General features: G+C 53.7%; 24 protein-coding genes and 1 tRNA gene. 10 read left to right on the forward strand and 15 right to left on the reverse strand.

Going from position 1 to position 26,178, the window contains the following annotated elements; all coding sequences use genetic code 11:
* Nucleotides 1–381: 381 nt before the first annotated feature.
* The 3 genes from SATMO3_RS21070 to SATMO3_RS21080 all read right to left on the reverse strand — a co-directional run bounded on the left by SATMO3_RS21070 (nt 382) and on the right by SATMO3_RS21080 (nt 3,990).
* Complete coding sequence (locus SATMO3_RS21070; RefSeq protein WP_371371714.1) at nt 382–1,506, reverse strand: DUF362 domain-containing protein; 1,125 nt, start codon at nt 1,504–1,506, stop codon at nt 382–384.
* A 485-nt stretch (nt 1,507–1,991) separates the two neighbouring features.
* Nucleotides 1,992–2,393 (reverse strand): MerR family transcriptional regulator, encoded by a 402-nt coding sequence (locus SATMO3_RS21075; protein ID WP_371371715.1) that lies wholly within the window; start codon nt 2,391–2,393, stop codon nt 1,992–1,994.
* Nucleotides 2,394–2,598: 205 nt separating this feature from the next.
* Nucleotides 2,599–3,990: a PLP-dependent aminotransferase family protein gene (locus tag SATMO3_RS21080; RefSeq protein ID WP_371371716.1), complete on the reverse strand. Its 1,392-nt coding sequence runs from the start codon at nt 3,988–3,990 to the stop codon at nt 2,599–2,601.
* 114 nt (nt 3,991–4,104) lie between these two features.
* Here SATMO3_RS21080 and azlC point away from each other — a divergent pair, with 114 nt between their 5' ends.
* The 4 genes from azlC (at nt 4,105) to SATMO3_RS21100 (ending at nt 6,320) form a co-directional block, all read left to right on the forward strand.
* Nucleotides 4,105–4,821, forward strand: coding sequence for an azaleucine resistance protein AzlC (gene azlC, locus SATMO3_RS21085; protein WP_371371717.1), 717 nt, complete (start codon nt 4,105–4,107; stop codon nt 4,819–4,821).
* Nucleotides 4,818–5,144: a branched-chain amino acid transporter permease gene (locus SATMO3_RS21090; RefSeq protein ID WP_371371718.1), complete on the forward strand. Its 327-nt coding sequence runs from the start codon at nt 4,818–4,820 to the stop codon at nt 5,142–5,144. The genes azlC and SATMO3_RS21090 overlap by 4 nt, the downstream gene beginning before the upstream one ends.
* A gap of 63 nt (nt 5,145–5,207) precedes the next feature.
* Nucleotides 5,208–5,807: a flavodoxin family protein gene (locus SATMO3_RS21095; RefSeq protein ID WP_371371719.1), complete on the forward strand. Its 600-nt coding sequence runs from the start codon at nt 5,208–5,210 to the stop codon at nt 5,805–5,807.
* Between the two features lie 27 nt (nt 5,808–5,834).
* Nucleotides 5,835–6,320 carry a hypothetical protein gene (locus SATMO3_RS21100; protein WP_371371720.1) on the forward strand — a complete coding sequence of 162 codons (486 nt, stop codon included), beginning with the start codon at nt 5,835–5,837 and terminating at the stop codon, nt 6,318–6,320.
* Between the two features lie 371 nt (nt 6,321–6,691).
* Here SATMO3_RS21100 and SATMO3_RS21105 read toward each other — a convergent pair whose 3' ends face one another.
* From SATMO3_RS21105 to SATMO3_RS21130, 6 genes are all read right to left on the reverse strand, one after another.
* Nucleotides 6,692–9,322: a phosphoenolpyruvate synthase gene (locus tag SATMO3_RS21105; protein ID WP_371371721.1), complete on the reverse strand. Its 2,631-nt coding sequence runs from the start codon at nt 9,320–9,322 to the stop codon at nt 6,692–6,694.
* Nucleotides 9,323–9,777: 455 nt separating this feature from the next.
* Nucleotides 9,778–10,014, reverse strand: a complete 237-nt coding sequence (locus SATMO3_RS21110) for a YgjV family protein (RefSeq protein WP_371371722.1) — start codon at nt 10,012–10,014, stop codon at nt 9,778–9,780.
* Between the two features lie 487 nt (nt 10,015–10,501).
* Nucleotides 10,502–10,582, reverse strand: a tRNA-Ser gene (locus SATMO3_RS21115).
* A gap of 190 nt (nt 10,583–10,772) precedes the next feature.
* Nucleotides 10,773–11,075: a hypothetical protein gene (locus SATMO3_RS21120; protein ID WP_371371723.1), complete on the reverse strand. Its 303-nt coding sequence runs from the start codon at nt 11,073–11,075 to the stop codon at nt 10,773–10,775.
* Between the two features lie 148 nt (nt 11,076–11,223).
* Nucleotides 11,224–11,445 carry a SymE family type I addiction module toxin gene (locus SATMO3_RS21125; protein WP_371371724.1) on the reverse strand — a complete coding sequence of 74 codons (222 nt, stop codon included), beginning with the start codon at nt 11,443–11,445 and terminating at the stop codon, nt 11,224–11,226.
* 1,469 nt (nt 11,446–12,914) lie between these two features.
* On the reverse strand, nt 12,915–13,403 hold the full coding sequence (locus SATMO3_RS21130) for a hypothetical protein (RefSeq protein ID WP_371371725.1): 489 nt from the start codon (nt 13,401–13,403) through the stop codon (nt 12,915–12,917).
* A gap of 116 nt (nt 13,404–13,519) precedes the next feature.
* On the opposite strand from SATMO3_RS21130, the gene SATMO3_RS21135 reads away from it, so the two are divergent.
* The 6 genes from SATMO3_RS21135 (at nt 13,520) to SATMO3_RS21160 (ending at nt 23,615) form a co-directional block, all read left to right on the forward strand.
* Nucleotides 13,520–15,994: a LuxR C-terminal-related transcriptional regulator gene (locus SATMO3_RS21135; protein WP_371371726.1), complete on the forward strand. Its 2,475-nt coding sequence runs from the start codon at nt 13,520–13,522 to the stop codon at nt 15,992–15,994.
* 125 nt (nt 15,995–16,119) lie between these two features.
* Nucleotides 16,120–16,347: a DUF2442 domain-containing protein gene (locus SATMO3_RS21140; RefSeq protein WP_090939587.1), complete on the forward strand. Its 228-nt coding sequence runs from the start codon at nt 16,120–16,122 to the stop codon at nt 16,345–16,347.
* 173 nt (nt 16,348–16,520) lie between these two features.
* A complete protein-coding gene (locus tag SATMO3_RS21145; protein WP_371371727.1) occupies nt 16,521–18,224 on the forward strand; it encodes a ShlB/FhaC/HecB family hemolysin secretion/activation protein in 1,704 nt (567 codons plus the stop codon).
* A gap of 14 nt (nt 18,225–18,238) precedes the next feature.
* Nucleotides 18,239–22,906, forward strand: coding sequence for a beta strand repeat-containing protein (locus SATMO3_RS21150; protein ID WP_371371728.1), 4,668 nt, complete (start codon nt 18,239–18,241; stop codon nt 22,904–22,906).
* Entirely contained in the window at nt 22,903–23,169 is a 267-nt protein-coding gene (locus SATMO3_RS21155) for a hypothetical protein (RefSeq protein ID WP_371371729.1), read from the forward strand. Before SATMO3_RS21150 ends, SATMO3_RS21155 begins: the two co-directional genes overlap by 4 nt.
* Before the next feature lie 5 nt (nt 23,170–23,174).
* Nucleotides 23,175–23,615 (forward strand): OmpH family outer membrane protein, encoded by a 441-nt coding sequence (locus SATMO3_RS21160; RefSeq protein WP_371371730.1) that lies wholly within the window; start codon nt 23,175–23,177, stop codon nt 23,613–23,615.
* 134 nt (nt 23,616–23,749) lie between these two features.
* Here SATMO3_RS21160 and SATMO3_RS21165 read toward each other — a convergent pair whose 3' ends face one another.
* From SATMO3_RS21165 to SATMO3_RS21190, 6 genes are all read right to left on the reverse strand, one after another.
* A complete protein-coding gene (locus tag SATMO3_RS21165; RefSeq protein ID WP_175490583.1) occupies nt 23,750–23,926 on the reverse strand; it encodes a hypothetical protein in 177 nt (58 codons plus the stop codon).
* Nucleotides 23,923–24,078 (reverse strand): YvrJ family protein, encoded by a 156-nt coding sequence (locus SATMO3_RS21170; protein ID WP_090939604.1) that lies wholly within the window; start codon nt 24,076–24,078, stop codon nt 23,923–23,925. Before SATMO3_RS21170 ends, SATMO3_RS21165 begins: the two co-directional genes overlap by 4 nt.
* A gap of 22 nt (nt 24,079–24,100) precedes the next feature.
* Complete coding sequence (locus SATMO3_RS21175) at nt 24,101–24,325, reverse strand: DUF2922 domain-containing protein (protein WP_371371731.1); 225 nt, start codon at nt 24,323–24,325, stop codon at nt 24,101–24,103.
* 45 nt (nt 24,326–24,370) lie between these two features.
* Nucleotides 24,371–24,592: a DUF1659 domain-containing protein gene (locus tag SATMO3_RS21180; protein WP_090939609.1), complete on the reverse strand. Its 222-nt coding sequence runs from the start codon at nt 24,590–24,592 to the stop codon at nt 24,371–24,373.
* A 265-nt stretch (nt 24,593–24,857) separates the two neighbouring features.
* Nucleotides 24,858–25,394 (reverse strand): N-acetylmuramoyl-L-alanine amidase, encoded by a 537-nt coding sequence (locus SATMO3_RS21185; protein ID WP_090939612.1) that lies wholly within the window; start codon nt 25,392–25,394, stop codon nt 24,858–24,860.
* Between the two features lie 49 nt (nt 25,395–25,443).
* Nucleotides 25,444–25,758: a hypothetical protein gene (locus tag SATMO3_RS21190; protein ID WP_371371732.1), complete on the reverse strand. Its 315-nt coding sequence runs from the start codon at nt 25,756–25,758 to the stop codon at nt 25,444–25,446.
* Between the last annotated feature and the right edge of the window lie 420 nt (nt 25,759–26,178).

Raw genomic sequence — 26,178 nt, forward strand, 5'->3', positions numbered from 1 at the left:
TAAAATTGAGAGGGCCGGCTACCCATTAGTTAAGTAGCCGACCTCTCGCACCACCGGACGTACCGTTCCGTATACGGCTGCTCAATAGGTTGGGCGTATTGCCCTCGTATCCCGACTATATCAGCATAGCCGAAGGATGCGAGGTATTCTGGCATATGGCTAAGATTAAGAAGTAATGGCCTGCCAAACAAGCCAACCTGACTGCCATGGTATTTTCAGCTTGCTGTTATATAGAAGTTATCATAAAAAGGCAGCTGGTCTGAACCCAGCTGCCTTCATATTTAGCAGGTAATTCTTAGATTGAATCCTACTGCATGCACAAATCAACTGCTTTACTGCCTGTACAAAATCAGTTGACAAACAGGCTATGCCAAAAAAGCATCAAATTTCTATCAGATTGTATTCCCGACTACCCATCCCCAGCGCTTCCATATATTCGAGCTGATGCAGGCCGAGACGGGACTCAATGCGTTCGACGATATCACGGCGCTGGTCGGCAGGCATCTGATAAATCAAGTCTACACAAGCCTGGTCAGCTGCCAGGATATCTGTCGAGCCAATAATCCCAATGTCATTGCAAGTCGGTTTTGCGGCCCTAGCCCCAGCGCAGTCACAGTCAACAGAAATATTTTGCAAAACGTTCATATAAGTGATGTGACCTTTGAAGTGCTCAGTAACGGCCTTGCCGGATTCCACCATTCGCTCCAGGAATCCTTTTCCCAGCGGCCACCCATCCCCATGAATCATTCTCTTCCCTACTTTACCGGAAGCCATACCGATTCCGATGTTTTTTAAAGATCCACCGAAGCCCCCCATTGCATGACCTTTAAAATGGGTATAGACAAACAGGGAATCATACTTACTCACGTTTTTTCCTATCGCAATTTCCTGCAGATGAACTCCTGGCTCAAAAGGAAATGTTCCGCCAAAATTATCTATGTGTTTATCGAGAAATTCCTTCGCGCCTGTCGGCAGCATGACATCTCCGTCCGCATCCAGAATATCGGCAGGACAAAAGTCAAAACCATTGGTCTTAATCGTTTCACGATGCGTTTTCGTTTCCCTGCGCGGACTTTTATACATTACGTTGCATTCGACGATTGAGCTATGAGGAATCTTCCTCTGCAGATTTTTAATGTATTCAATAGGCAGTAGATTCGGTCCATGCGGCTCGCCTGTATGCAGTTTGATCCCGACTTTACCGGTAATCCCCTGGTTAATTTTTTCATAAATCTTTTGTACGCCTTCCGGGCTCAAATCCCGTGTAAAATACACAACAGGCTTGCTCGGATCATACTGCGAAACTGCGTGTGATCCCTCCCAGGTCACCAGCTTCTGCCCGCTTTCCTGCGCATGTGCAATTATCTGGTTAAACGACGGAATTGCGGCCATTGCCGCCACTGTACCGCCAGCAAACTTTAGAAAATTACGTCTGGTAAATTCCTTTGTTTTTTTCTCTTGCTGATCATTCATTATTTCCACTTCTTCACAGCTCCTTTTGGTCATATTCTATCACCTGGAAGTTAGGCTCCACAGATAGTACTAATTAGCTATACCGCTTTCCTTGCTGAGATCGCTTCGACACCACCGCAATCATATTAAAGTCTACATTTTAAAAGAAGTCTATCATTTGGAGTTAACACCAAGTCAAGCATTTTTTTTAATGGAGCGCAGCTAAAATGCATTCATAAAACAAAGTACATCATAAGTAAACGGTATATTTGATATTACACTTACGGGAACTCTTGGCGGCAAAAACGTCAAATGGATGGAAAAAGTTAACGCCACGCAATACAACGGCAAATAAAAAGAGGGAAATGTTGAGTCTTTACCCTTTACTTTACAATAAAGAAAACAGGCTCAAGCTCGAGCCTGCTTTCTTTATCAATACCAGCTGTTTGCAGCATACAACCTTATGATGTCCATTAATGCTTAGCCTGAACTGGCCGCATGAAAACTTGAAATTGCCGGCGCTCCCGAAGCCGGCTGCTTTAGCCGCAAATAGGGTTTTCTGTTCTTCTTAGTGTTTTTTCCGCTTCCACTATTCTCTCGTCAAATATGGCAATTTTATAATCGATACGTTCCAGTGTTTTTTTCATATCTTCCATTCTTGCCAGGAGCTGCTTACGCTGCTCAATAAGCAGTTCCTTTCTTGCCTCAAGCGTTTCAACATCACCCTCAAGGAACAGCTTGACATATTCAATTAATACTTCAATTGGAAGACCTGCACCTCGCATGCATTTGATAAATTCGACCCAATTGCAGTCTTCTTCCGTATAATCCCTGATCCCGCTTTTATTACGGTTCACGCGGGGAATCAGTCCGACACGTTCATAATAACGAAGTGTATCCTGTGAAATATCAAATTTCTGGCTTACTTCTGTGATCGTCATGCATTTTCACCTCCTGATATCCCATTTAAAATAGTATAATACTTAGAGTTAACTTCAAGTCAAGAGTAAAAAACCATTTCTGTGTATGTTTATCCAAGTGCCGCCTTCATCGCTGAGGGCAGCACTTTTATTTGTTCAGCCCACCTGCTATTTTTCACCCTTACGGGCGTTCAAGAAGATTCTCCTGATCATATTTCTTCTTCAATTAGCTAAGGTACTGTCTTAAAATCTCTAATCCACTTCTCAGCTCACTTAATGAATTTGTAGACGAGAGCGCAATACGCAGAAATTGACCGGAGGCAACATGCCCGCAGAGGAAACGATTGGAATGAAACACCCGAATGCCGGCCTGCTCCAAATCAGCTACTATCTCTTCTGCATTAAAATGTCCTTTAATTGGGAGCCAACGATAAAAACTAAGCGGATGACCGGCAGGGCTGTTTTGCTCAAAGTGCTCCTCATATACGGCATTGGCAGACTGCGCTAATTGCTTCTTGCGGGAAACAACCTCAGAAGCCTTGCCTGACAGGATGAGTTCTGTGATAATCTCTGCATCCAGCGAAGAGGTCTTAACATTGATATTGAAAATGGCTTGCAAAATCTTTTTATGCAAGGCTTCGCTAAATACCATATAGGCAACCCTCAAGCCTGAGCAGATTGATTTGGAGGTTCCGCAGATATAAACAGATTTATCCGGAAGTAACGCAAACATAGGCTGCTTGTAATCGGGGTCAATCCCCGCAGTCAGAAATGCATGAATATCATCCTCCAGCAAAATCAGGTGATGCTTGCGAATAACAGACGCCAACTCCTGCTTGCGTGAATCGGGTATCATAATCGTAGTAGGATTGCTGCAAGAAGGCATGAGAAAAATGCCATGAATCTCCATTTGGCGGCACTGATTTTCGAGTTCTTCCGGCAGCATACCCAATTGATCTCCGGGGATGGGCACTAACTTAATATGAAGCATTTTGGCAAGCTCAATAAAGTTAGCATAGGTATATAGATCGGTCGCAATGCGGTTGCCTGGCTCAAATAAGGCAACCAACGCAATTGCCAAAGCATTCTGAGAACCGGAAACAATCGCCATATGCTCTGAATCGGAATGGATACCAAAAGACTCCAGCCAGTTTAATCCCGCTTTTTTCTGATGGGGAATGCCGGTCGGATCATTATAGTTTAACAGCTTGTCCAAATAGCTTTTCCCAATGACCTTTTTAACAGTCTCAGCCACTATATCATTGCTTTGCTCGAAGGATGCAACAAAGCCAAGATCAATGCATTCACTCGGGATTTTGTCCGCAGAAATGGTGATAGAACGAGCCGCATTAGGCGAGACAAATGTTCCACGGCCGGTAACAGCGTAAATTAACCCCTTATCCATACATAATCGATAAGCACGGGTGATGGTTGTAAAGTTTATATCCAGAAAATCAGCCAATTCCCGTTGCGGGGGCAGCTTCGTACCAGGTGCTAACAGACCGTTCACAATTTCCTGTTCTAATAAGGCAGCGATTGACAGATAGAACGGACGCTTCAGAGCCTTCCTGTCCGGCTTCCAGGACATCGGGAATTTATCAAATGAATTTACCGGCATATTACACCTCTAAAAATTATAATACATACAATTATATCATTGATTGTATGTATTTGTAATGGTAAAATCGTATAAAAATCCATTCATTTCGTTAGTTTAGGAGTACGAACACAGATGCATAACAGAAAACAAATAATGCTTGCCTTGCACACGGCTTTTCCGTACACCGTACCAATTTTAGCCGGCTTTTTATTTCTGGGTATAGCCTACGGAATCTTTATGAATTCTTTAGGCTTCAGCGCCATTTATCCGCTATTGATGAGTCTGGCAATATTTGCGGGCTCAATGGAATTTGTTGCGGCAAATTTATTGCTCGGAGTATTTGATCCATTAAACGCATTATTGCTTACCTTAATGGTGAATGCACGCCATTTATTTTATGGAATTTCAATGCTGGATAAGTACCAGAACACAGGAAAGAAAAAGTTCTACCTGATTTTCGGGCTTTGTGATGAATCTTTTTCAATCAATTGCACGACCGATATTCCGAAAGATGTGGACAAAGGCTGGTTTATGTTCTTCGTCACATTCCTCAATCATTTATATTGGGTTTTGGGAGCTACAATTGGCGGCGTCTTTGGCTCGCTAGTTCAGTTTAACACCGAGGGACTTGAGTTTGTTATGACAGCTCTTTTTATTGTCATATTTATCGAGCAGTGGCGGAAGGAAAAAGAACACTGCAGTGCGCTTATAGGGCTTGGGCTTTCGCTTGCCAGCCTTGTTATTTTCGGCGGCGAAAATTTCATCATTCCTGCTATGGCTGCAATCTTAGGAACACTCACCGCACTTAGAAAACGGTTGGAGAAAGAAGGTGCTATCGCCTCGCTATGAATTTAACCGAGCAGTTTATCACAATCGTTATGGTAGTTTTAGGAACAATGATTACAAGATCGCTTGCCTTTATAGCCTTTCCAACCGGCCGATCTACACCTAAATGTGTACAATTTCTTGGTACGGTGCTCCCCTCGGCAGTAATAGGACTTCTGGTAATTTATTGTTTTAAGGACATAAACTTTTATTCTGACAGTCATGGCCTCCCCGAACTCATAGTGGCGACGGCGGTCGCACTGCTTCACATCTGGAAAAAAAATATGCTTTTTTCCATAGCCGGAGGCACAATAGCTTATATGATTTTGGTACAAGTATTCTTTTAACAACTGTATATAAGAATAGTATAAATACGAAACGCGCTGCCCAGCGGCTAAGGAGTTGTAAAAATGAAAGTTTGCATTCTCATGGCAAGTCCAAGAAAAACAGGAAATACCGCAGCCCTGTTAGAGCCCTTTATGGAAGAATTGGGGCAACATCATATTGAGCACAATCTGATTTGGCTTTATGACAAGCGGATCGAGCCTTGTATTGCCTGCCGGGTCTGCCAGAAGAACTGGACAACTTTTGGCTGCCACTACAACGATGATGCCCAGGAAATTTTTGATAAAATTATCGCCTGTGATGTCATTATGCTGGCGACGCCGATCTACTCGTGGTATTGCACGCCGCCTATGAAAGCACTGCTAGATCGCCTGGTATACGGCATGAACAAGTACTATGGCGATAAAATGGGTCCGGCGCTTTGGGCCGGAAAACAGCTGGCGATAATCGCAACTTGTGGATACCGTCCCGAAAAAGGCGCTGATTTATTTGCAGAAGGTGTAAAGCGATATTGTAAGCATTCTCAATTGCAATATATAGGAATGCTTGCAGAGAGAGACTTAGGTTATAAGTCTGTTTTTATGGATACGGAAAAAGCGCAGCATTCCTGCCTGTTTGCCCAAGAGCTTATCAACCATAGTACGAATTCCTCTCCAGTCAGCTAAACGGAAAGGAATTATGGGGGTGGGCCTTTGTTTGAACTCATTCTGGGCATTATGGCAGTAATGTCTGCTATGTTGCACTTCGGATTTATAAATCGCTACAATAATGATGAAATTACAAAAAGTATATCTTGCGCCCCGTTGGGACCCACTCACAAATATCCTATGCAAAACTTCTGCTGCTTACTATTGGATTACGCAGGACCACAGCAGGGAAAGTCGCTGGCTACTTATTGTTTAGGCGCAGTATGGATACTGTACTATATATATCACTTTATGGTTTGCAAACTATTTCCACCAATGCTGCTGCTTAACTTAACAAACATCATGGCAACGGTATTAACATCGGCTTATTTCCTGGAATCACTATACAAGGTATCCTCTTCACCTGACTTCGATAAATGGTTTATTGAGCCTTCCCATAATCTTCTCTACTCAACAGTTATTTATTGGGAATTCATATTGTCCGGAATTGTAGTTATGTCGCTAATTCTAAATAATAATCACCCAGTCTGAATACAAAGCCCGGAGCATCGTCCAACATAGCAATATCGCTAATAGCATAATCTGCCAGTCTAAAAAGAAAAAATTTGTCCTGACTGCTGTCGCAGCTTACTGCCTTCATACTGAGGGCGGTTTTTATTTTTCCACCGAGCACTGTTACATAAAAATTTAAAAGAAACAATTCGGCCGCGTTGTTGTTAAATTACTATAAAAGGAATCAACCCAATTTGCCATTGCTCAACTTGCATTTTTTATAATTACACTTTAAGCTTGCTGCCGCCAAAACAACTGAAAAACACCAGCGTAAAAAAGACAATACCGTACTGCAGGGCTTCGTACTGCAAGCTTCGGGCAAATACAAGGAGGCTTGAACAAACCAGCGGCTATTCATTTGCATCCCTGAGAAATTCAATCAGGCCCTGCGTTCCGTCAACCCGTACGCGCGCACCGTCTTGAATCAGCGTTGTTGCATCATCAACGCCCACCACTGCCGGAATGCCATACTCACGGGCCACAACCGCCCCGTGGGTCATTAACCCGCCAACTTCCGTAACAATGGCAATGGCTGATTGAAATAAAGGCGTCCAGCCCGGATCGGTATGAGGGGCAACAAGAATCTCGCCTGCATGTAGCACCGCAGCTTCCGGTCTGAGAATGACGCGGGCTATCCCCTCGGCGACCCCTGCCGATACCGGACTGCCCAGCAAGGCTCCTGCCGGAACATGATCCCGGCGCGGCGGAACTACGACCATCTCGCCTTCGCTCGTCATAACGCGCGGCGGCTTTAAGTCCTGATACCGTTGGTACTGAGCCTTGCGCTCCGCAATGATTTCATGAACAGGCTTAGCATCATTGCTTTGCAAAAGCTGGTATAATTCGTCCAATGTCAGGTAGTAGCTATCTTCTGCCTGCTTCAAAACGCCCGTGTCCACCAGGTTCCGGGCTTCCGCCAAAATAGCTTGTTTGCATTCCCCCATGACAACAATCAGCAGAAATTTGTGATGTTCCCTGAGTCCGCCTAAATTCCGGTAGACCGCAATCAGCCGGGAAACCATTTTCGATTTTAGCCGTCCTTCTGCGGCCTGCAAAATACGCCGGGCCGCTGCTGCCGCTTCCCGTTCCCCCCGCGCAAACCGTTCGCGGTGTTCACCTGGCTTTAGACTTTGGATATGGCTCAAAATAGCGGACGTCAAGCGAGTCGGCGTTTCATACCAGCGAGGCGTGGTGATGTCTATTTCGCCGGGGCAGCGCATGCCATATTGAGCGATAAACGCTGCAAACCCGGCTTTAAACTGTCTCCCGCCCGGCACCTCATCCAGTCCGCCGTAAAAGCCCTGATCCCCGGCCGTCTTAAGATATTCCTGAACGGCCGGCAAGTCCCGCACCTTATCGGCCAAATCTCCCAGTACCAGCCCCATCTCGCTCGTGACATTGCCGGGAAGTGATTTGTTTAATTGATCCACCTCTGTTTGGTCGCCAAACTTACGGATGCATATTTTCTTCAGCAAGGCATTGGCAATAAGGCTCGCAAGAACATAAGGTATAATATTGAGAATAAGCTTCGCAAAAATGGAGTCCAACTGTTTTTTTACCGCTTCAATTCTTTCAGCCCCCCGCACTCCGCTTAGCGCCTCTCGGGTCTGAGCGATATGCTGCCGCACGAAATTGTCAACATACTCCCTGCCCAGTTTCGGGTCCCCGTTGCGAATAATTGTCCAAACCTTCTTCATGACCGGCATCAGCATTTTTCCCACTGTGGAAACAGTTACTGCACTTTCCGCCTGATCGCCTTTAAGAAACTCAGAGCGTTTAATAACAGTGTCAATCGCGCGGCTCATGGCTTCATCAGCGTTGCTCAAAAACTTGGGGACAATCATGCGGGCCAGTTTATGATGCAGAATATCCGACAGGTCAAGAAAAATTCTTCCGCCTGCATCTTTGATGATCCGTGGCGAAAATATGTTTTTTAGTACCGACAACCCTAATGGCTTCATAGCATCGGTCATCATTTGCGCATGGCCGAATGACAGCATAACACGAACCGGCTGCTCCGGCATGTCCGGCAAAGGATATAGCGTGGTAATAGGCCGGCTTTGAACGATAAAAAACTCATTTTGAGCAAAACAGAATTCGATATCCTGCGGCTGGCCATAGTGATTTTCAATTTTTTTGCCTAATCCGGCCAACTCGATAATTTGACTGTCTGTCAGCACCTGCTGCTCTTGCTCGTCAGCCAGCAGTTCTTTCGTAACCGTACCACCTTCCGGCACAGCATAAATGGCCAGTTTCTTCCGCGCTATTTTCTTGCTGAGAATGGCCTGATTTTTGACTTTATATAAGTCGGCGGTAACCAAGCCGGACACCAGCGCCTCGCCTAAGCCGAAACCGGCGTCGATGGAAACAACGGTCCGATTGCCATTTACCGGGTCAGCGGTGAACATGATGCCGGCAACTTCCGGAATAACCATCTGTTGGATAACGATCGACAGATAGACTTCCCGGTGGTCAAAGCCATTTTTGGCCCGGTAAGCAATGGCCCGGTCGGTAAATAACGAGGCCCAGCATTTGCGGACATGCGTTAGCAGTTCTTCCCGGCCTTTAATGTTTAAATAGGTATCCTGCTGACCGGCAAAAGATGCGCTGGGCAAATCTTCGGCTGTCGCACTGGAGCGAACGGCATAATAATTCGCTGTCCCCGCTTTTTCCCAGGCTTTAAGAATTTCAGCGGTAATTTCCTCCGGGATTGCGACTTGCTGCAAATGCTCCCGTAGGCCTTGGCCTACTTTTCTGACCTGATTTAAGTCGGCAGCGTCAATTGTGCTCAGCTCGGCGAAAAAGGGCTCCATGGCCGGACTGGTGGCGACAAAATCCTGGTACGCAAGCGTGGTAACGCAAAAACCGCCGGGAACAGGAAAACCGGCCTGAGTCATCTCGCCTAAATTGGCCCCCTTCCCCCCCACTAACGGCAGGCTGGAACGGTTAATCTGTTCAAAAAAAAGTACGTAAGGTTTCATAATATTTCCTCCATCTAGCTTCATTACACTAACGCCTTGGTCTAATTAACAAGATTGTCAATAGTTACTTTTATTTTAGCTCTTCCACAAATATAAATTTCTCATTATTCATGCATATAATTCTCCTGGTCCTTAATATTTAAATAAGTATCCTGAAGGCCGGACAAAAGAACCATTGGGCAGATTTTCTGAAAAACGCCTCCACGGCCGGGCTGGTGACAACAAAGCCCTGATAATGACCGGCCCTGCCGTTTGCTTTTCATAGGGGAAATTTAAAGCGCATGCAAGGTCTTATACCTACACAAGCGCTTTGCCTCGTCGTTTGCTAAATCCCAAACCCAATAAGACCGTAACAGACCGGCTGTCAACAGAAAAGCAGTCAGTAAATATGTACGCGAACAGTTGCCACTCCATTTATTATTTGTTTATATTACCTGTCTGAGACGATATATCGCTTATTCCCCTTGCTTAGAAGCATTTTTCAGGGTCAAATAATATGCATTTATACATACTGTAAATAAATTAATTAAGGCCACTGGCATTGCATTAATAGCAACCGCATAAATAACAAAGCATATGCCGCCTACCATGTTTATAAAACGCAGTTTATTTATAGATTTCATTAAGAAGGAGACAGCTACTAGAACTGAAGCCAAATAGCCTAAACATTCCACCAAATTGATACTTTTCATATTACCGCAACCTTTCTTTCTAGTTTTACAAACTGAGTATGCCTTTAGCTCAAACAGACTCTTCGGATTGGCAGATAATCAACTATAACCATTGAATCAGCAGCAATTTAACCGGAAGTAAAATTTAAGCTGTTTTTGCATGATGCTGAAACCTCTATACATACAAGTGCAAGTAAATTAAAAAGCATCTTTTACTGTTTGATAAAGAAACAGTAAAAGATGCGCATTGACGTTTAAGCTTATTTTATTTTTAGTCAGCCTTAATATAATTCTATACGCTTACAAAAAATCCTGTTTTGCTTAGACAGATGGGAGATGTTTCTTTTTCGTCAAACTGTTTGCCTACAACACTTCACGATATGCCAGTCACTCTTTCGATTTGTTTATATATCTCCCAACACACATATACCGATTATTGTACGGCATAAAACTGCTATGAAAACGAAAAGAGCTTTACGAAAACCTCGTAAAGCTCTTGAAAAATCAATGGCGACCCCGGCAGGATTCGAACCTGCGACCTTTTGATTCGTAGTCAAATTTCGCCATCATTTTTCGTTTTCAAAATGTCATGAATGCTTGATAATGCTGGATTTTCATCACAGACCGTCACAGACCTTTTTCGCCGCGTTGTTGTACGGTTGTTGTAGTAACGACTGATTGAGGGACAACAAATCGAAGGGAAACCCTCGGTTTCCGGCCGGCATGGCGGCCCTCGTTAGTCAGTTGTATCCTACAAAACTGTCCTCCGGCAGCAAACATCATGCCTGGTCTGCGACTGCCACCACCGTGCGGTGGTGGTCTTTTTTTTGCCATGGCCACCAGCCAGGCCGCCGCAAAAAAAAAGCCGCCGGCATCACCGGCAGCCGCCCTGCAGAAAACTGTACGACCGTACCCAAAGCCATCAACCCGCCGACCAGCGCCGCCAGCCAGAAGACCGACAGCAGCAAGCTGTGGTCGGCGCAGTACCGGACACTCGGCCGGTCATCCCGGTCCAGTGCGTGCCAGTAGCAAACCCACAGCGCGGCTTCCACCCGCCACCGCCTCACCAGTTCGTCCCACATACCCAGGCACCTCCCGCTCATCGTCAGCGGCTCTCCCGCCGCCGTCACCTCAGAGCGGCACACCGTGTCACCCGCAGGGGCGCAGCAAAGCGAAGCAGGCGCAGCCTTGACCGGTGTGATACCATGAAAAGACCGGCGGCGGGGCGTTTCAGCAGCTAGACCCCGCTTTTTCCTTGGCGGGCCGTTCATCGGTCACCGCTTTTATGAGCAAGGCCCCGCCGCGTTCTTCGATCACCACTTTATCGCCGCTTTGAAAGCCAAGCTCCTCAAGCCATCTTCCTTGCAACCGGATAAGCGGCCGCCGGTCTTTCCCACCCAGGTATGTATAATAGACAGTCAAAATACGTGAGGTTACCCTTTTGCTGGACAAACTTCTATACCCCCTATCCCAAGCTGCAGCCAGGCACTGGCCGGGCAGCTTTTTTATAGGGGGAAATTAAAAGCGCATGCGAGGTTTTTTATACCCTACACATGCGCTTGGCTTCATCGTATGCTAAAACCCAATACCAATAAACCGGAACAACCCGGCCTCAACAGAAAAGCGGTCAATACAGTATGTACGCGAATGCTTGCCCTTCCGTTGACAGTGTATCGGGAATAGGCTTCGTCTTCTGCTGCATGAAGTCGCACAGCCTGCTCTCCCCTTGCCGGCATCTCCGTTACACGCAGCGCCTCGCTTGTGCTTACGCGGGCGGCATTGTATAATAGAAATGTCGTCGTGGACAGCTTGCTGTTACGTGTAGGTGTTACTGCACCTGCGCGTGCCTCGGGAGTGCTCCAACACTTCCGCGTCACGGCGACTTTTAATTTCCACCTTACTGTTATTATAGCTCATTTCCAATGAATTGCAAGTAAACTAAACCCCGCCGGCAGGATTTTTTCCTGACCGGTTGCATATTCCTATACCAATGGGTATAATATAAGAAAAGGACTGACGTGCGCTAACACGCCAGCCCCACAGGCTGTCTAACCGGGAAACGGTTAGCCCATATGTTTCAAGCTATTAAGAAATAGCCGCACACCTTGGGGAGGGGCGGCTATTTCTTTTTGGTCGTGATCAATACCATGAGAGTGGCAAATGCAACCGCAAATGTCAATGCTTCATAGATACTCATCCTACCACCCCCTTCCTGAAAAGGAAGGGGCTAACCGTCCCCCGAGCAGCCTGTACCGTTAGTATAGCATATTTTACCAGTCCAAAAAAGATTTTTTCCGGTCCCGCTTTGCTTAGTTCACCGTGCCGCCTCTCCATCGAGGGCGGCCTTTTTATTTCCCCCGGCCGCGCAGTTCGCGGCTCCCTTGCTGCCGGCAGGCCCGTTGGCACGGGACGCGGCGGCATGGGTTTGGCCGCCGTGGCCGGTGCACTCCTTGCCCGGCTTACTATCGCCACCGGCCAGGCTTACGATGTGCGGCCACACGGTTTTCGTGGCTGCTCATGGTAAGCCGTCTATTGGGCTGTAGGTACCGGGCTGCGACTTCCCCCTCCCGTTTGTTCGTCGGGAGGGGGTCAGGGGGTAGGTCCCCTAAAGCGGATCCGGGCCGTCTGGTGCCGCCGCCGTCTGATTGCCTCCCGGCTAGTGAAGGGCCCTGCCGTAGCCGCGTACCCCCCAATTTGTTCGGCCGCACCTTAGCGGGGGGTTTGGGGGGTAGTCCTTCCCGCAGGGCGCCCGAAGTCCTCCCTTACCCCCGAATTTCAATCGCGGCCCACAGCTTGGACGGCAACGCCATTCAGGTGGGATGGGGGGGCTCGGGGGGAAGGGAGGACGGAGAGTGGACACGCGCTTTTTGTGTCCACGGGGCGGGACGGGCGCGGCCGCGGCAGGGAACGAACGGCGGTTATCACCCGGCCAGGCGAGTGGTGGCAGGTGGCCCGGTGGAGCGGTTGGTCGCCCAAAGCCCTGGCGTGTCTGGTTGTCGTTCCCGGCGGTCGGCAGGACGCCCGGCTGGGTCGGCCGGTGGTGTTTCGGCCGGTCCGGCTGGAGTGGCCTGCCGAGGCCCCGCGCAGTGTGCGGGGCCAGCCGACGTTTCCTGCAGTCCGGGCACGAGTACCAAGGAGTGACCTGGTCTGCTCCCCTGCCAAGCTGACGAATGGCCACTCGGCAGGATACGGCTTTGAGCGCCAGCGGTGGCCGGCCGGGAGCGGATGAGGATAGCAGATCGCCGCAAAGAGCGGACGGCCGGGCATAGAGCGGTAGCCGTTTGATTAGCACTGGGCGGAGCAGCCCGGTCAATGAGGCTCGACTTTATTCGCCGGCTTTTACAACAGGCAGCGCCCGCTTGACTACCATCACTGCCGGCAATCTTGTATACTTCGCAATCTCTGGACAACCGACTCTGGCCATACTAAAATAAGCATATAAGGAAAAAATTCGGCAAATTCAAGGTGACAGGAAACCCCTTCTCACGGCATCACCTGCAATGAGCAGTCTCCCGGAGGTATCGCCATGCGCGTCAAAGCCGCCAATATCATTTATATCCGCCAACAACTCCGTCAAGCCCTGGAAGGAATTTGGGAACAGCCGCTGACCGTGGTGGAAGCGCCGATGGGCTACGGAAAAACCACTGCCGTCAAAGACTTCCTACAAGGCAGTGACGCCAACGTGTTGTGGCAGACGCTGGCCGACACCTCGGCCAGCGGTTTTTGGCGCGGCTTCTGCCGTCTGCTGAAAAAAAACGACGAGAGCCGTGCGAACCGCCTGGCCGAACTGGGCGTTCCCACCGACAGCGTGTTTATGGAAGCGGCGCTGGAGCTGATCGGCAATATCGTATTCGCCGGACGAACGGTCCTCGTGTTCGATGATTACCACCTGCTCGCCTCCCCGCCTGTCGATCAATTCATCGAGCGCCTGGTGAAGACGGCGCCGACTAATCTTTATATCATCCTCGTCTCCCGGACACGGTTCGGGGAAAACACGACCGAACTGGCCCTCAAAGGGTTTTGTCAGGTCATCGGCAAAAGCTGTTTCGAATTTGCCGAAAAAGAAATCATCGCCTACTACAAACTGTGCGGCATCCGTCTCCGGCCCGGCGAAGCCGCCGCGCTGTACGCCTATACCGAAGGCTGGATCAGCGCGCTGTATCTCAGCCTGCTCACCTTCGCCCGCGAAGGAAAGGTTGAGCGGCAGGCCAGCCTGCCCGAACTGCTGGAGAAAGCCGTCTACCGGCAGTGCCCGCCGGCGGTAAAGGAATTTTTGCTGACCGTCTGCGTGTTCGACAGCTTTACCCTGGCGCAGGCGAAAGCGCTGTGCCCGCAGGAAAACGCCGGGGAGATTGTCAGCTATCTCATGGCCAACAATGCCTTCATCAAATTCGACCCTTACAACCGGACCTATCAGCTGCACAATATCTTCACCGGTTACCTGCGGGAACTTTTAGAACAGCAGGGAGCGCAGCGTCGGCGGGCCGTCCTGCAGGCGGCGGGACACTGGTACCGGGAGAACGGCGAGTACATCCACGCCATGGACTGCTTTTATGAGTCCGGTGATTTCGACCAGTTATTGCTGGCGTTTGTCCTGGATACCGGCCGCAGTACCAATATTGAACATAAAGAAACACTCATTCGCTATTTTACAGACTGCCCGGCAAAAATAAGAAGAAACCATCCGGCAGCCTGCCTGCTCTATGCCCAAAAGCTGTTCGCCTTTGATGAAAGAGACCTGTATGTCGCCGCGTGCCGGGAAGCCGGTACCTATATTGAAACCGTTCCCGACGAAAAAACAAAACGACATTTGTTAGGCGAGTTTGAGCTGATTATGAGCTTTGCCAAGTACAATGACTTGTGGGCCATGGCCGAGCATCACGCCAAAGCGTACGAACTCTTGGACGGACCGGCCCGGTTTTACGACGACAATCTCAGCTCGCCGTCCGTGCTGTATCTGTTTTACCGGCAAAGCGGGCTGCTTGATCAAACCGCACGGGATTACGCTGCCTATATGCCGCGTTACTGCCGGATTACCTCCGGCCATGGTGCCGGTGCCGAATACGTGCTGCAGGCGGAACTCTCTTTTCACCGGGGCGACTTTGAACCTGCCGACATTGCCCTCCATCAGGCCCTGCAGTCGGCCCAGGACAACGGACAAAGCGCCATCCGGCTCTGCGTCCTGTTCCTGCAGAGCCGGCTCGCTTTGATCGCCGGCGACCTGCCGGCGGTATGGGAGCTTTTGCGGCAGCTGCGCGCCGAAATTGATGAGTACGGACATTACCAGCACGCCCATACCGTTGATTTATGCGAAAGCGTCATCTACGCCCAGTTGGGGCAGGCACAAAAAATCCCGCCCTGGATTGCGGGCGGGGATTTGCCGGCAAGCCGGCTGCCGCTGCTGAACCACACCTTTTTCAACATTGTCTACGGCAAGGTCCTGCTGCTCAGCGGACAGGAGCTGAAGCTGCTCGGCCTGACCGGCCACTTTCTTGACGTGGCCGGTACCTTTCCCAACCTGCTCGGCCAAGTGTACACCCACATCTATGCGGCGGCAGCCTACCACCGCCTGCACCATCCCCGGGAAGCGCAGGCGGCGCTCCGCCAGGCGGTAGACATAGCCGCCGCCGACCAACTGATTATGCCGTTCGTGGAAAATGGGGCAGACCTCGCGCCTGTCCTCCGCGAACTTGCCAACGACGACCGGTATGCCGGTTTTATCCGTAACATCACGGCGACGTACGCCGCCTTCGCCCCCAAGCTGGCCGTCATGCGGGCCGCGGGGGTCCCTGGCGACGACCTGGCAAGCCTCACCGCCCGCGAGCGGGAAATCGCCGGTCTGGTTGCCGCCGGGCTGTCCAACCAAACCATTGCCGGGAACCTGGTCGTCGCCGAGGTGACCGTCAAAAAAGCGCTGCAAAACATTTACGCCAAGCTGGGCATCGCCAACAGAGCGACATTGGCGCGGCTGATAATGGAGCGAAACTACCGGGAACCATAAAAGACTCTACTTTCGTATAGTATCTTTCAAAAGTCCTTCACTTTATGATAAAGTGAAGGACTTTTTTTATTGGCGTAATAGTCTAAGTCTCATCATTACGAGAAATTTTGCCAAAGGAGGTTTCTATGAAAATACTCAAAGCAGTGCCTGCTGCCGGTTACTGTATCACGATTTATTTTGACAACCACCACTCCGTCACGCTGGATATGAAAAGCAAGCTGGAGACCGTCCGCTTCTCCAGCCTCCGGGACGAGCAGGTGTTCTGCGCCGCCCGGACCGACGGCAAAGCGGTGTACTGGCCGCGCGGCATCTCCATGGCCGTCAGCGAAATTATCGAGCTGATCGCCAAATAAAACCGCTGCGATATATGGAGACTTCATTCAGACGGCGTTTTAACGCCGCCTGAATTGCAGTCGCAATGATCCAGGGACTTAGCCGCTCTTTACGCGCCGCTTGTAGAAGCGGGAGTAGTAGAGCGGGTTAGCCATCGGATAAATTTTTAAAAAACAAAGAAAGGGAGTATCCCATGAAACCATACTGTTGGCATCCAGGTAAAAAATTCATCGCCTTTACCGCCCTGTCCGTTTTTTCGGCCGCCCTGCCGGCCCTGGCGGCCACCCGGCCCGACACCGGCACCATCCTCGACAATGCAAAACCGCCGGCGGCGCAGCAGCCGATTGAGCGGCAAACCCCCGCTATCGCCGTCGAAGAACAGCCCGTTGCCCCGGCAGCCGACAGCGGTCAGAAAATCTTCGTCAGCGCCTTTCGCATTCGCGGCGAAACGCCGGTACCGGCGATGGAACTGCTGGCCCTCGTGCAAAGCGCAGCCGACAAAGAAAGTACCCTGGGTGAACTGAACCGGCTGACCGGCAAAATCACCCAATACCTTCGCCGGCAAGGCTACCTCGTCGCCTTTGCCTACCTGCCGGTCCAGGATATCCGGGACGGCGTCGTCGAAATCGCCATCGTCCCCGGTACATACGGCCAGGTGAACATAACCGGCAACAGCCCTATCGCTCTGGACCGCTTGCGCGCCATGCTGTTCGCCGTCCGTCCCGGCACCGTCATCACCCGTGAGACGCTCGAACGGGCCTTGCTTCTCATCAACGACCTCGCCGGCGTCCACGCCCAAGCCACCCTGTCGCCCGGCAAAAAGGCCGGCACCGCCGACCTGACCCTAGAAACATCCGCCACGGCCAAAACCAGCGGCGCCCTCTACAGCGACAACTGGGGCAGCCGCTACACCGGCCGCACCCGCTACGGCACCCAGCTTACCGTCAATAACCTCAGCGGCAGCGGCGACGCCTTTACCTTGGGCGGCCTGACCACCCGTGACGGCATCGACAACTACAATTTCGCCTACAGCGTCCCGGTCGGCGCCGACGGCGCCAAGTTCGACGTCAGCTACTCCCATGTCGGCTATACCCTGGGCGACAGCTTCGCCTCCCTCGGCGCCACCGGCCGGGCGGCGGTCACTTCCTACCAGTTCTCCTATCCGTTTCTCAGAAGCCGCAGCGCCAGCCTGTACGGCAGCTTCGGCTACGACCATAAACAGCTCCGCGACGACCTGACCGGCTACGGCAGCTACAACCCCCGCACCAGCGGCCTTTGGCACGTTGGCCTGGCCGGCACTAGCGCCGACGCCTGGCTGGGCGGCGGCGCCAATTCGTTCAGCCTCACCCAGTACTGGGGCAGCCTTGCTCTCACCGACGCGGCCTCCTTGGCGACCGACGCCGCCACCGCCCAAACGGACGGTCACTTCACTAAGACAGTGTTAAATTACCGTCGTCAACAGGCAGTGGCGCAAAACCTCAATTTCAACCTTAGTTTCACTGGCCAGCTCGCCGGCAAAAACCTTGACTCCTCCGAAAAGCTCTACCTCGGCGGCGCCGACGGCGTCAGGGCCTACCCGCAGGGCGAAGGCGGCGGCGACCAGGGCTACAAGCTGACCGGCGAACTGCGCTGGCGGCTGCCGGCCGCTTCGTCCGGGCCAAACAATCTCTACCTCAACACCTTCTATGACTACGGCAGCGTCATGACCAATAAAGACCCCTACGCCACCGGCGACAACCGCCGCAGCCTGGCCGCCGCCGGCTTGGGACTGCTCTGGGTGCAAGGCAGCGACTTTACCGTCCGCCTCGACTACGCCTGGAAAGCCGGCCAGGAGACTGCCACCGCCGACACCGACAAAAACGGCCGTTGCTGGCTGCAAGCCGTCAAATATTTTTAAAGGAGGATACATTCATGCAACGCAAATGGAAACGACGCTGGCAGCGTCTGACAAAAACCCTGCTGCCGCCTCTGGCCGCCGGACTGCTGTTTCTCAGCAGCTACCACCCGGCTTTCGCCAATCCCACCGGCGGCACGGTGGTCAGCGGCAGCGCCGCCATTACGGCGAGCGGCGCCACCACCACCGTCACCCAGACCACCGACAAAGCCATTTTGAACTGGCAGAGCTTTTCTATCGCCAGCGGCGAAACGGTGAACTTTATCCAGCCGTCGTCTTCCGCCGTGACCTTAAACCGGGTGATCGGCTCCGACGCTTCGGCTATTTACGGCACCCTGAGCGCCAACGGCAAGGTCTTTCTGATTAATCCCAACGGGATTCTGTTCGCTTCCGGATCGCAGGTCAGCACCGGCGGCCTGGTAGCCTCGACTCTCAATATCACCGACAGTGACTTTCTAAACGGCACCTACACCTTTAGCGGCACTGCCACCAACGGCGTCACCAACCAGGGGACGATCACCGCCGCGAGTGAAGCGGTGCTGATCGGTCCGCAGGTCAAAAACGAAGGCGTCATCGCCGCCAAGGTCACCGCCCTGGGAGCCGGCCAGGCCGTCTCGCTTGACTTTAGCGGCGACCAGCTCGTCAACCTCACCGTCGACACCGGCGCGGCCGGCGGCAGCGCCACCAACTCCGGCACCATCACCGCCGCCGGCGGTCTGGTTGTCATGAGCGCCGGCACCAAGGACGCACTCCTTAACACCGTCGTCAACAACAGCGGCGTCATCCGGGCGCAGAGCGTAAAGAACGACAACGGCGTCATCCGGCTCGAAGGCAGCACAGTGATAAACTCCGGCGCCCTCGACGCCTCGGGCAAGGCCGCCGGAGAGATAGGCGGCACCGTCAAGCTCTTAGGCGACACCGTCACGGTGAAAACCGGCTCCACCATTGACGTCTCCGGCGACGCCGGCGGCGGCACTGCCCTCCTCGGCGGCAATTACCAGGGCGGCGGCAGCGAATACCAGGCGACGAATACAACGGTAGAACAGGACGCAGCCATCACCGCCGACGCGATTACCAGCGGCAACGGCGGCCAGGTCGTGGTCTGGGCCAAGGATACGACCCAGTTCGCCGGGGCGATTTCCGCCCAAGGCGGCAGCCTGTCCGGCGACGGCGGCAGCGTCGAGACGAGCGGCAAACAGTCGCTGACAGTCGCCGATACAGCCACTGTCAATACGCTGGCGGCCAACGGCCAGACGGGCAGTTGGCTCCTGGACCCGGCGGACTTTACGATCGGCAGCGGCGCGACCGGCGCCAACTATTGGAATGCCAGCGACCTGTCCACCGCCTTGAATAGCAGCAATATCACCATTACTACCGGTGCTTCGAGTAATACCGTCACGGTGGGCACCAGTACACCAACTACAACCGATACCAGCAGCGCCAGCGGCAGCGGTGACATCATCGTTAACAGCGACCTCACCTGGACCAGCGCCAACACCTTGACGCTGTCGGCCTATAACAACATCTACCTCAATTCTTCCATCACCGCCACCAGCGGCGGCCTGACGCTGGCCGCCAACACGAGCGGCAGCGGCGACAGCGCCACCACCGGCATTATCACCCCGGCCGACGGCAGCAGCATCAGCGTCGGCACCTTTATTCTGCAGAGCGGCACCTGGCGGGAAATCACCGGCACCTTGTCCGGCTTCACCGCCACCGACTTCCGCATCAGCGGCGGCACCTTTCTCCGGGCGCTGGCCGGCGACGGCACCAGCAGTGACCCCTACCAGATCGCCGACGTCTACGGCCTGCAGGGCATCGGCTCGTCCGGCATGCTGAGCAAGTACTATACTCTGGCCAATGATATCGACGCCAGCGGCACGGCAAGCTGGAACTCCGGCGCCGGCTTCGCCCCCATCGGCAATGCCAGCACCCCCTTCACCGGCAGCTTCGACGGCCAAGGCCATACCATCAACAGCCTGACGATTTATCGGCCTTCCACCTATTACATCGGCCTGTTTGGCTATACCGGCAGTGCGGCTAAGCTTAGCGACATCGGCCTCGTAAACGCCAGCATCACCTCTTCCTACTCCTTAGGCTACAGCTACGCTGGCGGGCTCGTCGGCTATAACACAGGTACCATCGCCAACTCCTACAGCACCGGTAGCGTTTTCTCTACCTCCTCCTCCGATGCCACCTATTCCAACAGTTACGCTGGCGGGCTCGTCGGCTATAACACAGGTACTATCACCAACTCCTACAGCACCGGTAGCGTTTTCTCTACCTCCTCCTCCGATGCCACCTATTCCAACAGTTACGCTGGCGGGCTCGTCGGCTATAACACAGGTACTATCACCAACTCCTACAGCACCGGTAGCGTTTTCTCTACCTCCTCCTCCTCCTCCTCCTCCTCCTCCTCCTCCTCCGATACCACCTCCACCTATTCCAACAGTTACACTGGCGGGCTCGTCGGCTATAACACAGGTACTATCACCAACTCCTACAGTACCGGCAGCGTTTCCGCCACCGCCACTGCCACCAACTTCATCCTCGACTTCTTCATCGCCGCCTATTCCAACAGCTACGCTGGCGGGCTCGTCGGCTATAACACCGGTACCATCACCAACTCCTACAGTACCGGCAGCGTTTCCGCCACCGCCACTGCCACCAACTTCTTCGGTGCCGCCTTTTCCAACAGATACGCCGGCGGGCTCGTCGGCTATAACACCAGTACCTCTATTACCAGCAGCTACTGGGATGTGGACACCTCGGGTACGTTAACAGGCATCGGCGGCGGAATGAACAGCGGCGCGACCGGCCTAACCTCACAGGGCACCAACGGGTATGCTTCCGCCTTTTCCTCTGCCAGCTACAGCGGCTGGGATATTGCGACTACCGGCGGCAGCACCAGCGTCTGGCGTATCTACGACGGCTACACGTATCCGCTGCTTAGAAGCTTTCTGACTGCCGTTACTGTAACCAGCGCCAGCACAACCTACAATGGCACTGCCAACGGTACAGCCTCCAGCTACACCCTGTCCGACTCTAACGCCACTAGCGGCGTGTCCGGCAGCCTCAGCTACACCACGGGCAGCAAAAACGCCGGCACCTACTCCACCGCCAATACTACCGGCAACACCCTCACCCTGAGCGGCCTTTACTCCAATCAGCAAGGCTATGATATCAGCTATGACGGCACCTTGACCATTAACCCCGCCGTCCTCACCGTCAGCAATCTCACAGCAGCCAACAAGGTCTATGACGGCACCACTGCCGCCACCGTATCCGGCACATTAACCGGCACGATCTACGGCAGTGACGCTGTCACGTTGGGCGACGGCACCTTTAGCGACAAAAACGCCGGCACCGGCAAGACCGTGACTGTCACCCTCGCCGGCGCCGACGCCGCTAACTATACCGTCAGCACCACCACGACGGCCGATATCACCCAGGCCGCCCTCACCGTCACCGCCAACAGCGCCAGTAAAACCTACGATGGCCTGGCCTATAGCGGCGGCAGTGGCATTACCTACTCCGGCTTCGTCAATAACGAGGACAGCTCCGTGCTGACTGGTGCTCTCGCTTACTCCGGCTCCAGCCAGGGTGCGAGCAACGCCGGCACCTACGACATTATCGCCAGCGGCCTGACTTCCGGCAATTATACCATCACCTATGTCAACGGCACCCTCACCGTCACTCCCGCTTCGCTCACCGTCACCGCCAACAGCTCCAGTAAAACCTACGACGGCCTCGCCTATAGCGGCGGCAGTGGCATTACCTACTCCGGCTTCGTCAATAACGAGGACAGCTCCGTGCTGACTGGTGCTCTCGCTTACTCCGGCTCCAGCCAAGGTGCGAGCAACGCCGGCACCTACGACATTATCGCCAGCGGCCTGGCTTCCGGCAATTATACCATTACCTATGTCAACGGCACCCTCACCGTCACTCCCGCTTCGCTCACCGTCACCACCAATAGCGCCAATAAAACCTACGACGGCCTCGCCTATAGCGGCGGCAGTGGCGTCACCTACTCCGGCTTCGTCAATAACGAGGACAGCTCCGTGCTGACTGGTGCTCTCGCTTACTCCGGCTCCAGCCAGGGTGCGAGCAACGCCGGCACCTACGACATTATCGCCAGCGGCCTGGCTTCCGGCAATTATACCATCACCTATGTCAACGGCACCCTCACCGTCACTCCCGCTTCGCTCACCGTCACCGCCAACAGCTCCAGTAAAACCTACGACGGCCTCGCCTATAGCGGCGGCAGTGGCGTCACCTACTCCGGCTTCGTCAATAACGAGGACAGCTCCGTGCTGACCGGCGCCCTCACTTATGGCGGCACGTCCCAGGGAGCCCTTCGCCCCGGCAGCTATACCATCACCCCCGACGGCCTGACCGCCGCCAACTATGCCATCACCTTTGTCAACGGCACCCTGACCATTACTGGCCGGATGGCCGACCCAACCTATGACGGCGCCGTCCTGCACGCCGAACATCTGGCCGGAGCCGTTCCCGGCGGCGCCGCCTTTTCCGGTCTCAGCGGTTATCTGACCGGCAGCGCTAATCTCTACGCGCCGCTGACCATCATCGGCAGCGGCATCAACACCGGAGGCTATCCGCTGACTGTCCTGACTCCCGCCGGCCTCGCCAATTCTGCATCATCAACAGGAAGTGAAACTGAATGAACAAAGAAATTTTTGCCGACGGCGTCAGCGCCGTCCACGTCACGGGCAACCTGGTCCGCATCGACCTCATGACCGTGCAGCCGCAGCTCAAAAGCGATAACGGCCAGCCGGTGGTCGAAGTCAACCAGCGTGTTATTCTGCCGCTCGACGGCTTCGTCCAGGCGCTGGCCATTCAGCAGGATATCGTCCGGCAGCTCACAGCCGCCGGCGTACTAAAACAAACGAACGCTGCCACAGCGGCAGCGATACAACAAGGAGACTGATCAACATGCAACCATCCCGGAACAAGCGAATAGTCCCGGTCCTCCTGGCCCTGTGCCTTCTGCTGGGCGCCTGGGGCACGGCGCAGGCCGCCCCGGCCACAGGTCCGGTAGGCTATCTGGACTTTATCACCCTCATCAACCAGCACCCCGACACGGCGGCGGCCAATACTGCACTACAAGCCGAGCAAGAGAAGGTCCGGCAGGAATTTGACAGCAAAGCAGCCGGCTTAAACGAGGTCGACAAACAGAACCTTGCCCGCCAGCTTGACCTGCGCGTGGAGCAAAAGCGCCAGGAGCTGCTGCGGCCGATTGCCGCCAAGGTTACGGCGGCTGCCAATGAAGTGGCCAAAGCCAAAGGACTGTCCATTGTCATCGGCAAACAGGATGTCGTCTGCGGCGGCGTGGACATCACCGCCGACGTGTTGAAAATCATAACCGTCAAATAAAAAAACTGCGCGGCAGGGAGTTTTCCCTGCTGCTTCCGGAAAGCGGGCCCCTACGCACGGCTTTGTCGGCACGCAACGCGAAGGGCCGGCCGGGAATATTCCCGACCGGCCCTTCGTACACCCAGACGTACGGCTTATTCCGGCTGCCTGTCGAGGCCGGCTGCCGGACAACCCGCCTTTGCGAGGTCTGCAGCCGTCGCCGCTTCCTCAGTTGTCTCGCGCACCAGCGCGCCGTCTATCGCATCTTCCGTCGTCGCCTCAATCCGTTCCCGATCGGCCGGCGGCGGGCCATACACAGTCTTTAGCATCATTTCTTCGTGACCTCCATCCTCTCGACGCAACTGCACATCTGATTGATGGCGCTGGTCAGCTCGGTCAGGCGCTTTTCCAGCCTGACCAACAGATAGAAGGCTACTGCCATGGGAAAACCGTAAGTCGCCGTCAGGCGGGCCAACTCTTCCATCTGCAGGGCCTCCTTTCCCGCATTAGCTCAACTCGGTGATCGCCAGTTGACGAAGCTGCGCTTCCTTGGCGGTCACCAAATCGCCGCTGGTGGCGGCAAACACATTCTTAGCAATAATCGTCGCCATCACTGCCTGAGCCTCGGCCAGCGTCACCCCGTCCTTGGGGTCTTTCACCACCACCGTCACCTCTTTGTTGCCCTCGGTGATAAATACCAGCTCCAGCGTCTTGGTATTGGTATCAGCCATCCTGTTCCCCCCTTCCTATCATTTGTTAAAAACTTCCCCTTGCCCTTACTCACTCAGCAGGATGGCGTTGTCCACCCGCGCAATCTCCGCCAGTGGATACGCCTGCAGTCCCATCAATGCCACCGCGACATCAAACAAATCCTGGTCGGTTGCCGCCGGTTTGCCGGTATAGTTCCGGGTCACATAGGCCGGACTGCCGGACGTGGTCACGCCCTTTTGCAGCTTAATGGCGATCGTGCTGGTTTGCGGTAACTTTACTACGGCCACTGTCTCTCGCCTCCTTTCCTTCCCGGATAATCCCACGCAAAAGGCACACCCCGGGAGGTGTGCCTGATTTGCGCCTGGAACGGATTATGACAAGCGCGGCCGAAAAACCGCGCGGGTCATCTACTTTTTGCCCGTTCCAGGAGCATTATTTCATTTTGTATTTATTATATAAGCAATTCGCAATATTGTAAAGTATTTTCTACCTGTACAGCAACGTGAACCCCACCGGCGGCATCAACAATCCTCGCCTCGCCGTTAAAAACCACTACCCGGCCGCATAATCGGCCAGCCCGCCGGCCATGGCCACGGCCGCCGCCAACTGTCCGGCATAACTGGTTAAGAGCGACCGGTCCGCCTCATTGGAGATAAAGGCCACTTCCGCCAGCACCGCCGGGCAGTCCGTTTCCCTCAGTACCTGGAAATTAGCCTCTTTCACTCCCCGGTCGGCAGTATTGAGTTCGGCCACCAGCCGGGCCTGCAGGCAGACTGCCAGCCGTCGCCCCCATTCGCTGCCCGGATAATGATACACTTCCGTGCCATGGGCCGCCGGGCTGGCAGCACTGTTGGCGTGAATGCTGATAAACACATCCGCCCCGTTGACGTTGGCCAATTCAGCCCGGAAACCCAGGTCATCGGTCGCAATATCGCCCGTCCTGGTCAGTATGATTTCATGCCCCGCATCGGCCAGTTGTTCGGCCAATAGCTTGGCAATCGCCAGTACCACATCGCACTCCCGTATACCGACAGCGCAGGCGCCCGGTTCCACCGGCCCGGAATGGCCGGGGTCGATGACAATTTTCATTTTTCTTTCTCACCCCTTTATCGTATGTCCGATCGTATCCCATCTGGCGTCAGACAGAATAATCCCCACACAGGCAAGCCCGCCCGCTCCGCATCCCTGCGGGCGGCGCTGCAGCCGCTGCCGCGTCTTCCGCCCGCCGTCCTCGGGCTGCTCCGCTCAGTGCCTTACAGACGGATACCGCTCTATGGCCGGTCGTCCGCTCCTTGCGGCGTTTCGCTGGCGCTCCACTCTCCTCATCCGCTCCCGTCCGTCCACCGCTGACGCTTAAAGCCGTATCCTGCCAGGCGGCATCCGTCTGCCTGGCAAGGGAGCAGGCCCGCAGCTCTCTGACGCTCGCCGCCGACCTGCTGGGGGCGACGGCCACCCATCCCTAACCCTTCCCTGCCAGGGAAGGGAAGGCGGCCATCCGCTAATGGCCTTTATGTCCACGCCCGCCCCCTTGGGTTCGCTCCGCCGGGCTACCGCTGCGCTGGACATAAACAAAACATTAGCGGACGTCCACCGCTGCTGACGCAGACCTTCGCCCTGGCTCAGGGTTGATGGACCCACCCCTGAGCCCTCCCGCGAAACGGGAGGGGAAGAGGAAACGCCGCCCAGCGACACATTCTGCCGCTGCCGGTACAAGTAGTCATCAATATAAATCATAGCCGCCAGCAGCAGCGCCTCCTCCAGGCTATATTCCCGCGTCCGGCCGCTCCTGAGCAGTTTTGCCGATAAACAACGCCGCAAACTTCGCCAGTTCCCGATGCATCCGCTCCGGCATCGCTACCGCCAACGTCTTACT

It is taken from the genome of Sporomusa aerivorans (assembly GCF_041428895.1).
GTDB classification, from domain to species: Bacteria; Bacillota; Negativicutes; order Sporomusales; family Sporomusaceae; genus Sporomusa; species Sporomusa aerivorans.

What these genes read in the sequence shown, in the direction of transcription:
- SATMO3_RS21070 (WP_371371714.1), bottom strand. Translation starts at nt 1,506, where the DNA reads ATGACCAAAAGGAGCTGTGAAGAAGTGGAAATAATGAATGATCAGCAA.
- SATMO3_RS21155 (WP_371371729.1), top strand. Translation starts at nt 22,903, where the DNA reads ATGAACAAAGAAATTTTTGCCGACGGCGTCAGCGCCGTCCACGTCACG.
- SATMO3_RS21165 (WP_175490583.1), bottom strand. Translation starts at nt 23,926, where the DNA reads ATGATGCTAAAGACTGTGTATGGCCCGCCGCCGGCCGATCGGGAACGG.
- SATMO3_RS21120 (WP_371371723.1), bottom strand. Translation starts at nt 11,075, where the DNA reads ATGTGGGACGAACTGGTGAGGCGGTGGCGGGTGGAAGCCGCGCTGTGG.
- azlC (WP_371371717.1), top strand. Translation starts at nt 4,105, where the DNA reads ATGCATAACAGAAAACAAATAATGCTTGCCTTGCACACGGCTTTTCCG.
- SATMO3_RS21185 (WP_090939612.1), bottom strand. Translation starts at nt 25,394, where the DNA reads ATGAAAATTGTCATCGACCCCGGCCATTCCGGGCCGGTGGAACCGGGC.
- SATMO3_RS21150 (WP_371371728.1), top strand. Translation starts at nt 18,239, where the DNA reads ATGCAACGCAAATGGAAACGACGCTGGCAGCGTCTGACAAAAACCCTG.
- SATMO3_RS21075 (WP_371371715.1), bottom strand. Translation starts at nt 2,393, where the DNA reads ATGACGATCACAGAAGTAAGCCAGAAATTTGATATTTCACAGGATACA.
- SATMO3_RS21080 (WP_371371716.1), bottom strand. Translation starts at nt 3,990, where the DNA reads ATGCCGGTAAATTCATTTGATAAATTCCCGATGTCCTGGAAGCCGGAC.
- SATMO3_RS21095 (WP_371371719.1), top strand. Translation starts at nt 5,208, where the DNA reads ATGAAAGTTTGCATTCTCATGGCAAGTCCAAGAAAAACAGGAAATACC.
- SATMO3_RS21135 (WP_371371726.1), top strand. Translation starts at nt 13,520, where the DNA reads ATGCGCGTCAAAGCCGCCAATATCATTTATATCCGCCAACAACTCCGT.
- SATMO3_RS21170 (WP_090939604.1), bottom strand. Translation starts at nt 24,078, where the DNA reads ATGGAAGAGTTGGCCCGCCTGACGGCGACTTACGGTTTTCCCATGGCA.
- SATMO3_RS21090 (WP_371371718.1), top strand. Translation starts at nt 4,818, where the DNA reads ATGAATTTAACCGAGCAGTTTATCACAATCGTTATGGTAGTTTTAGGA.
- SATMO3_RS21105 (WP_371371721.1), bottom strand. Translation starts at nt 9,322, where the DNA reads ATGAAACCTTACGTACTTTTTTTTGAACAGATTAACCGTTCCAGCCTG.
- SATMO3_RS21145 (WP_371371727.1), top strand. Translation starts at nt 16,521, where the DNA reads ATGAAACCATACTGTTGGCATCCAGGTAAAAAATTCATCGCCTTTACC.
- SATMO3_RS21160 (WP_371371730.1), top strand. Translation starts at nt 23,175, where the DNA reads ATGCAACCATCCCGGAACAAGCGAATAGTCCCGGTCCTCCTGGCCCTG.
- SATMO3_RS21175 (WP_371371731.1), bottom strand. Translation starts at nt 24,325, where the DNA reads ATGGCTGATACCAATACCAAGACGCTGGAGCTGGTATTTATCACCGAG.
- SATMO3_RS21110 (WP_371371722.1), bottom strand. Translation starts at nt 10,014, where the DNA reads ATGAAAAGTATCAATTTGGTGGAATGTTTAGGCTATTTGGCTTCAGTT.
- SATMO3_RS21140 (WP_090939587.1), top strand. Translation starts at nt 16,120, where the DNA reads ATGAAAATACTCAAAGCAGTGCCTGCTGCCGGTTACTGTATCACGATT.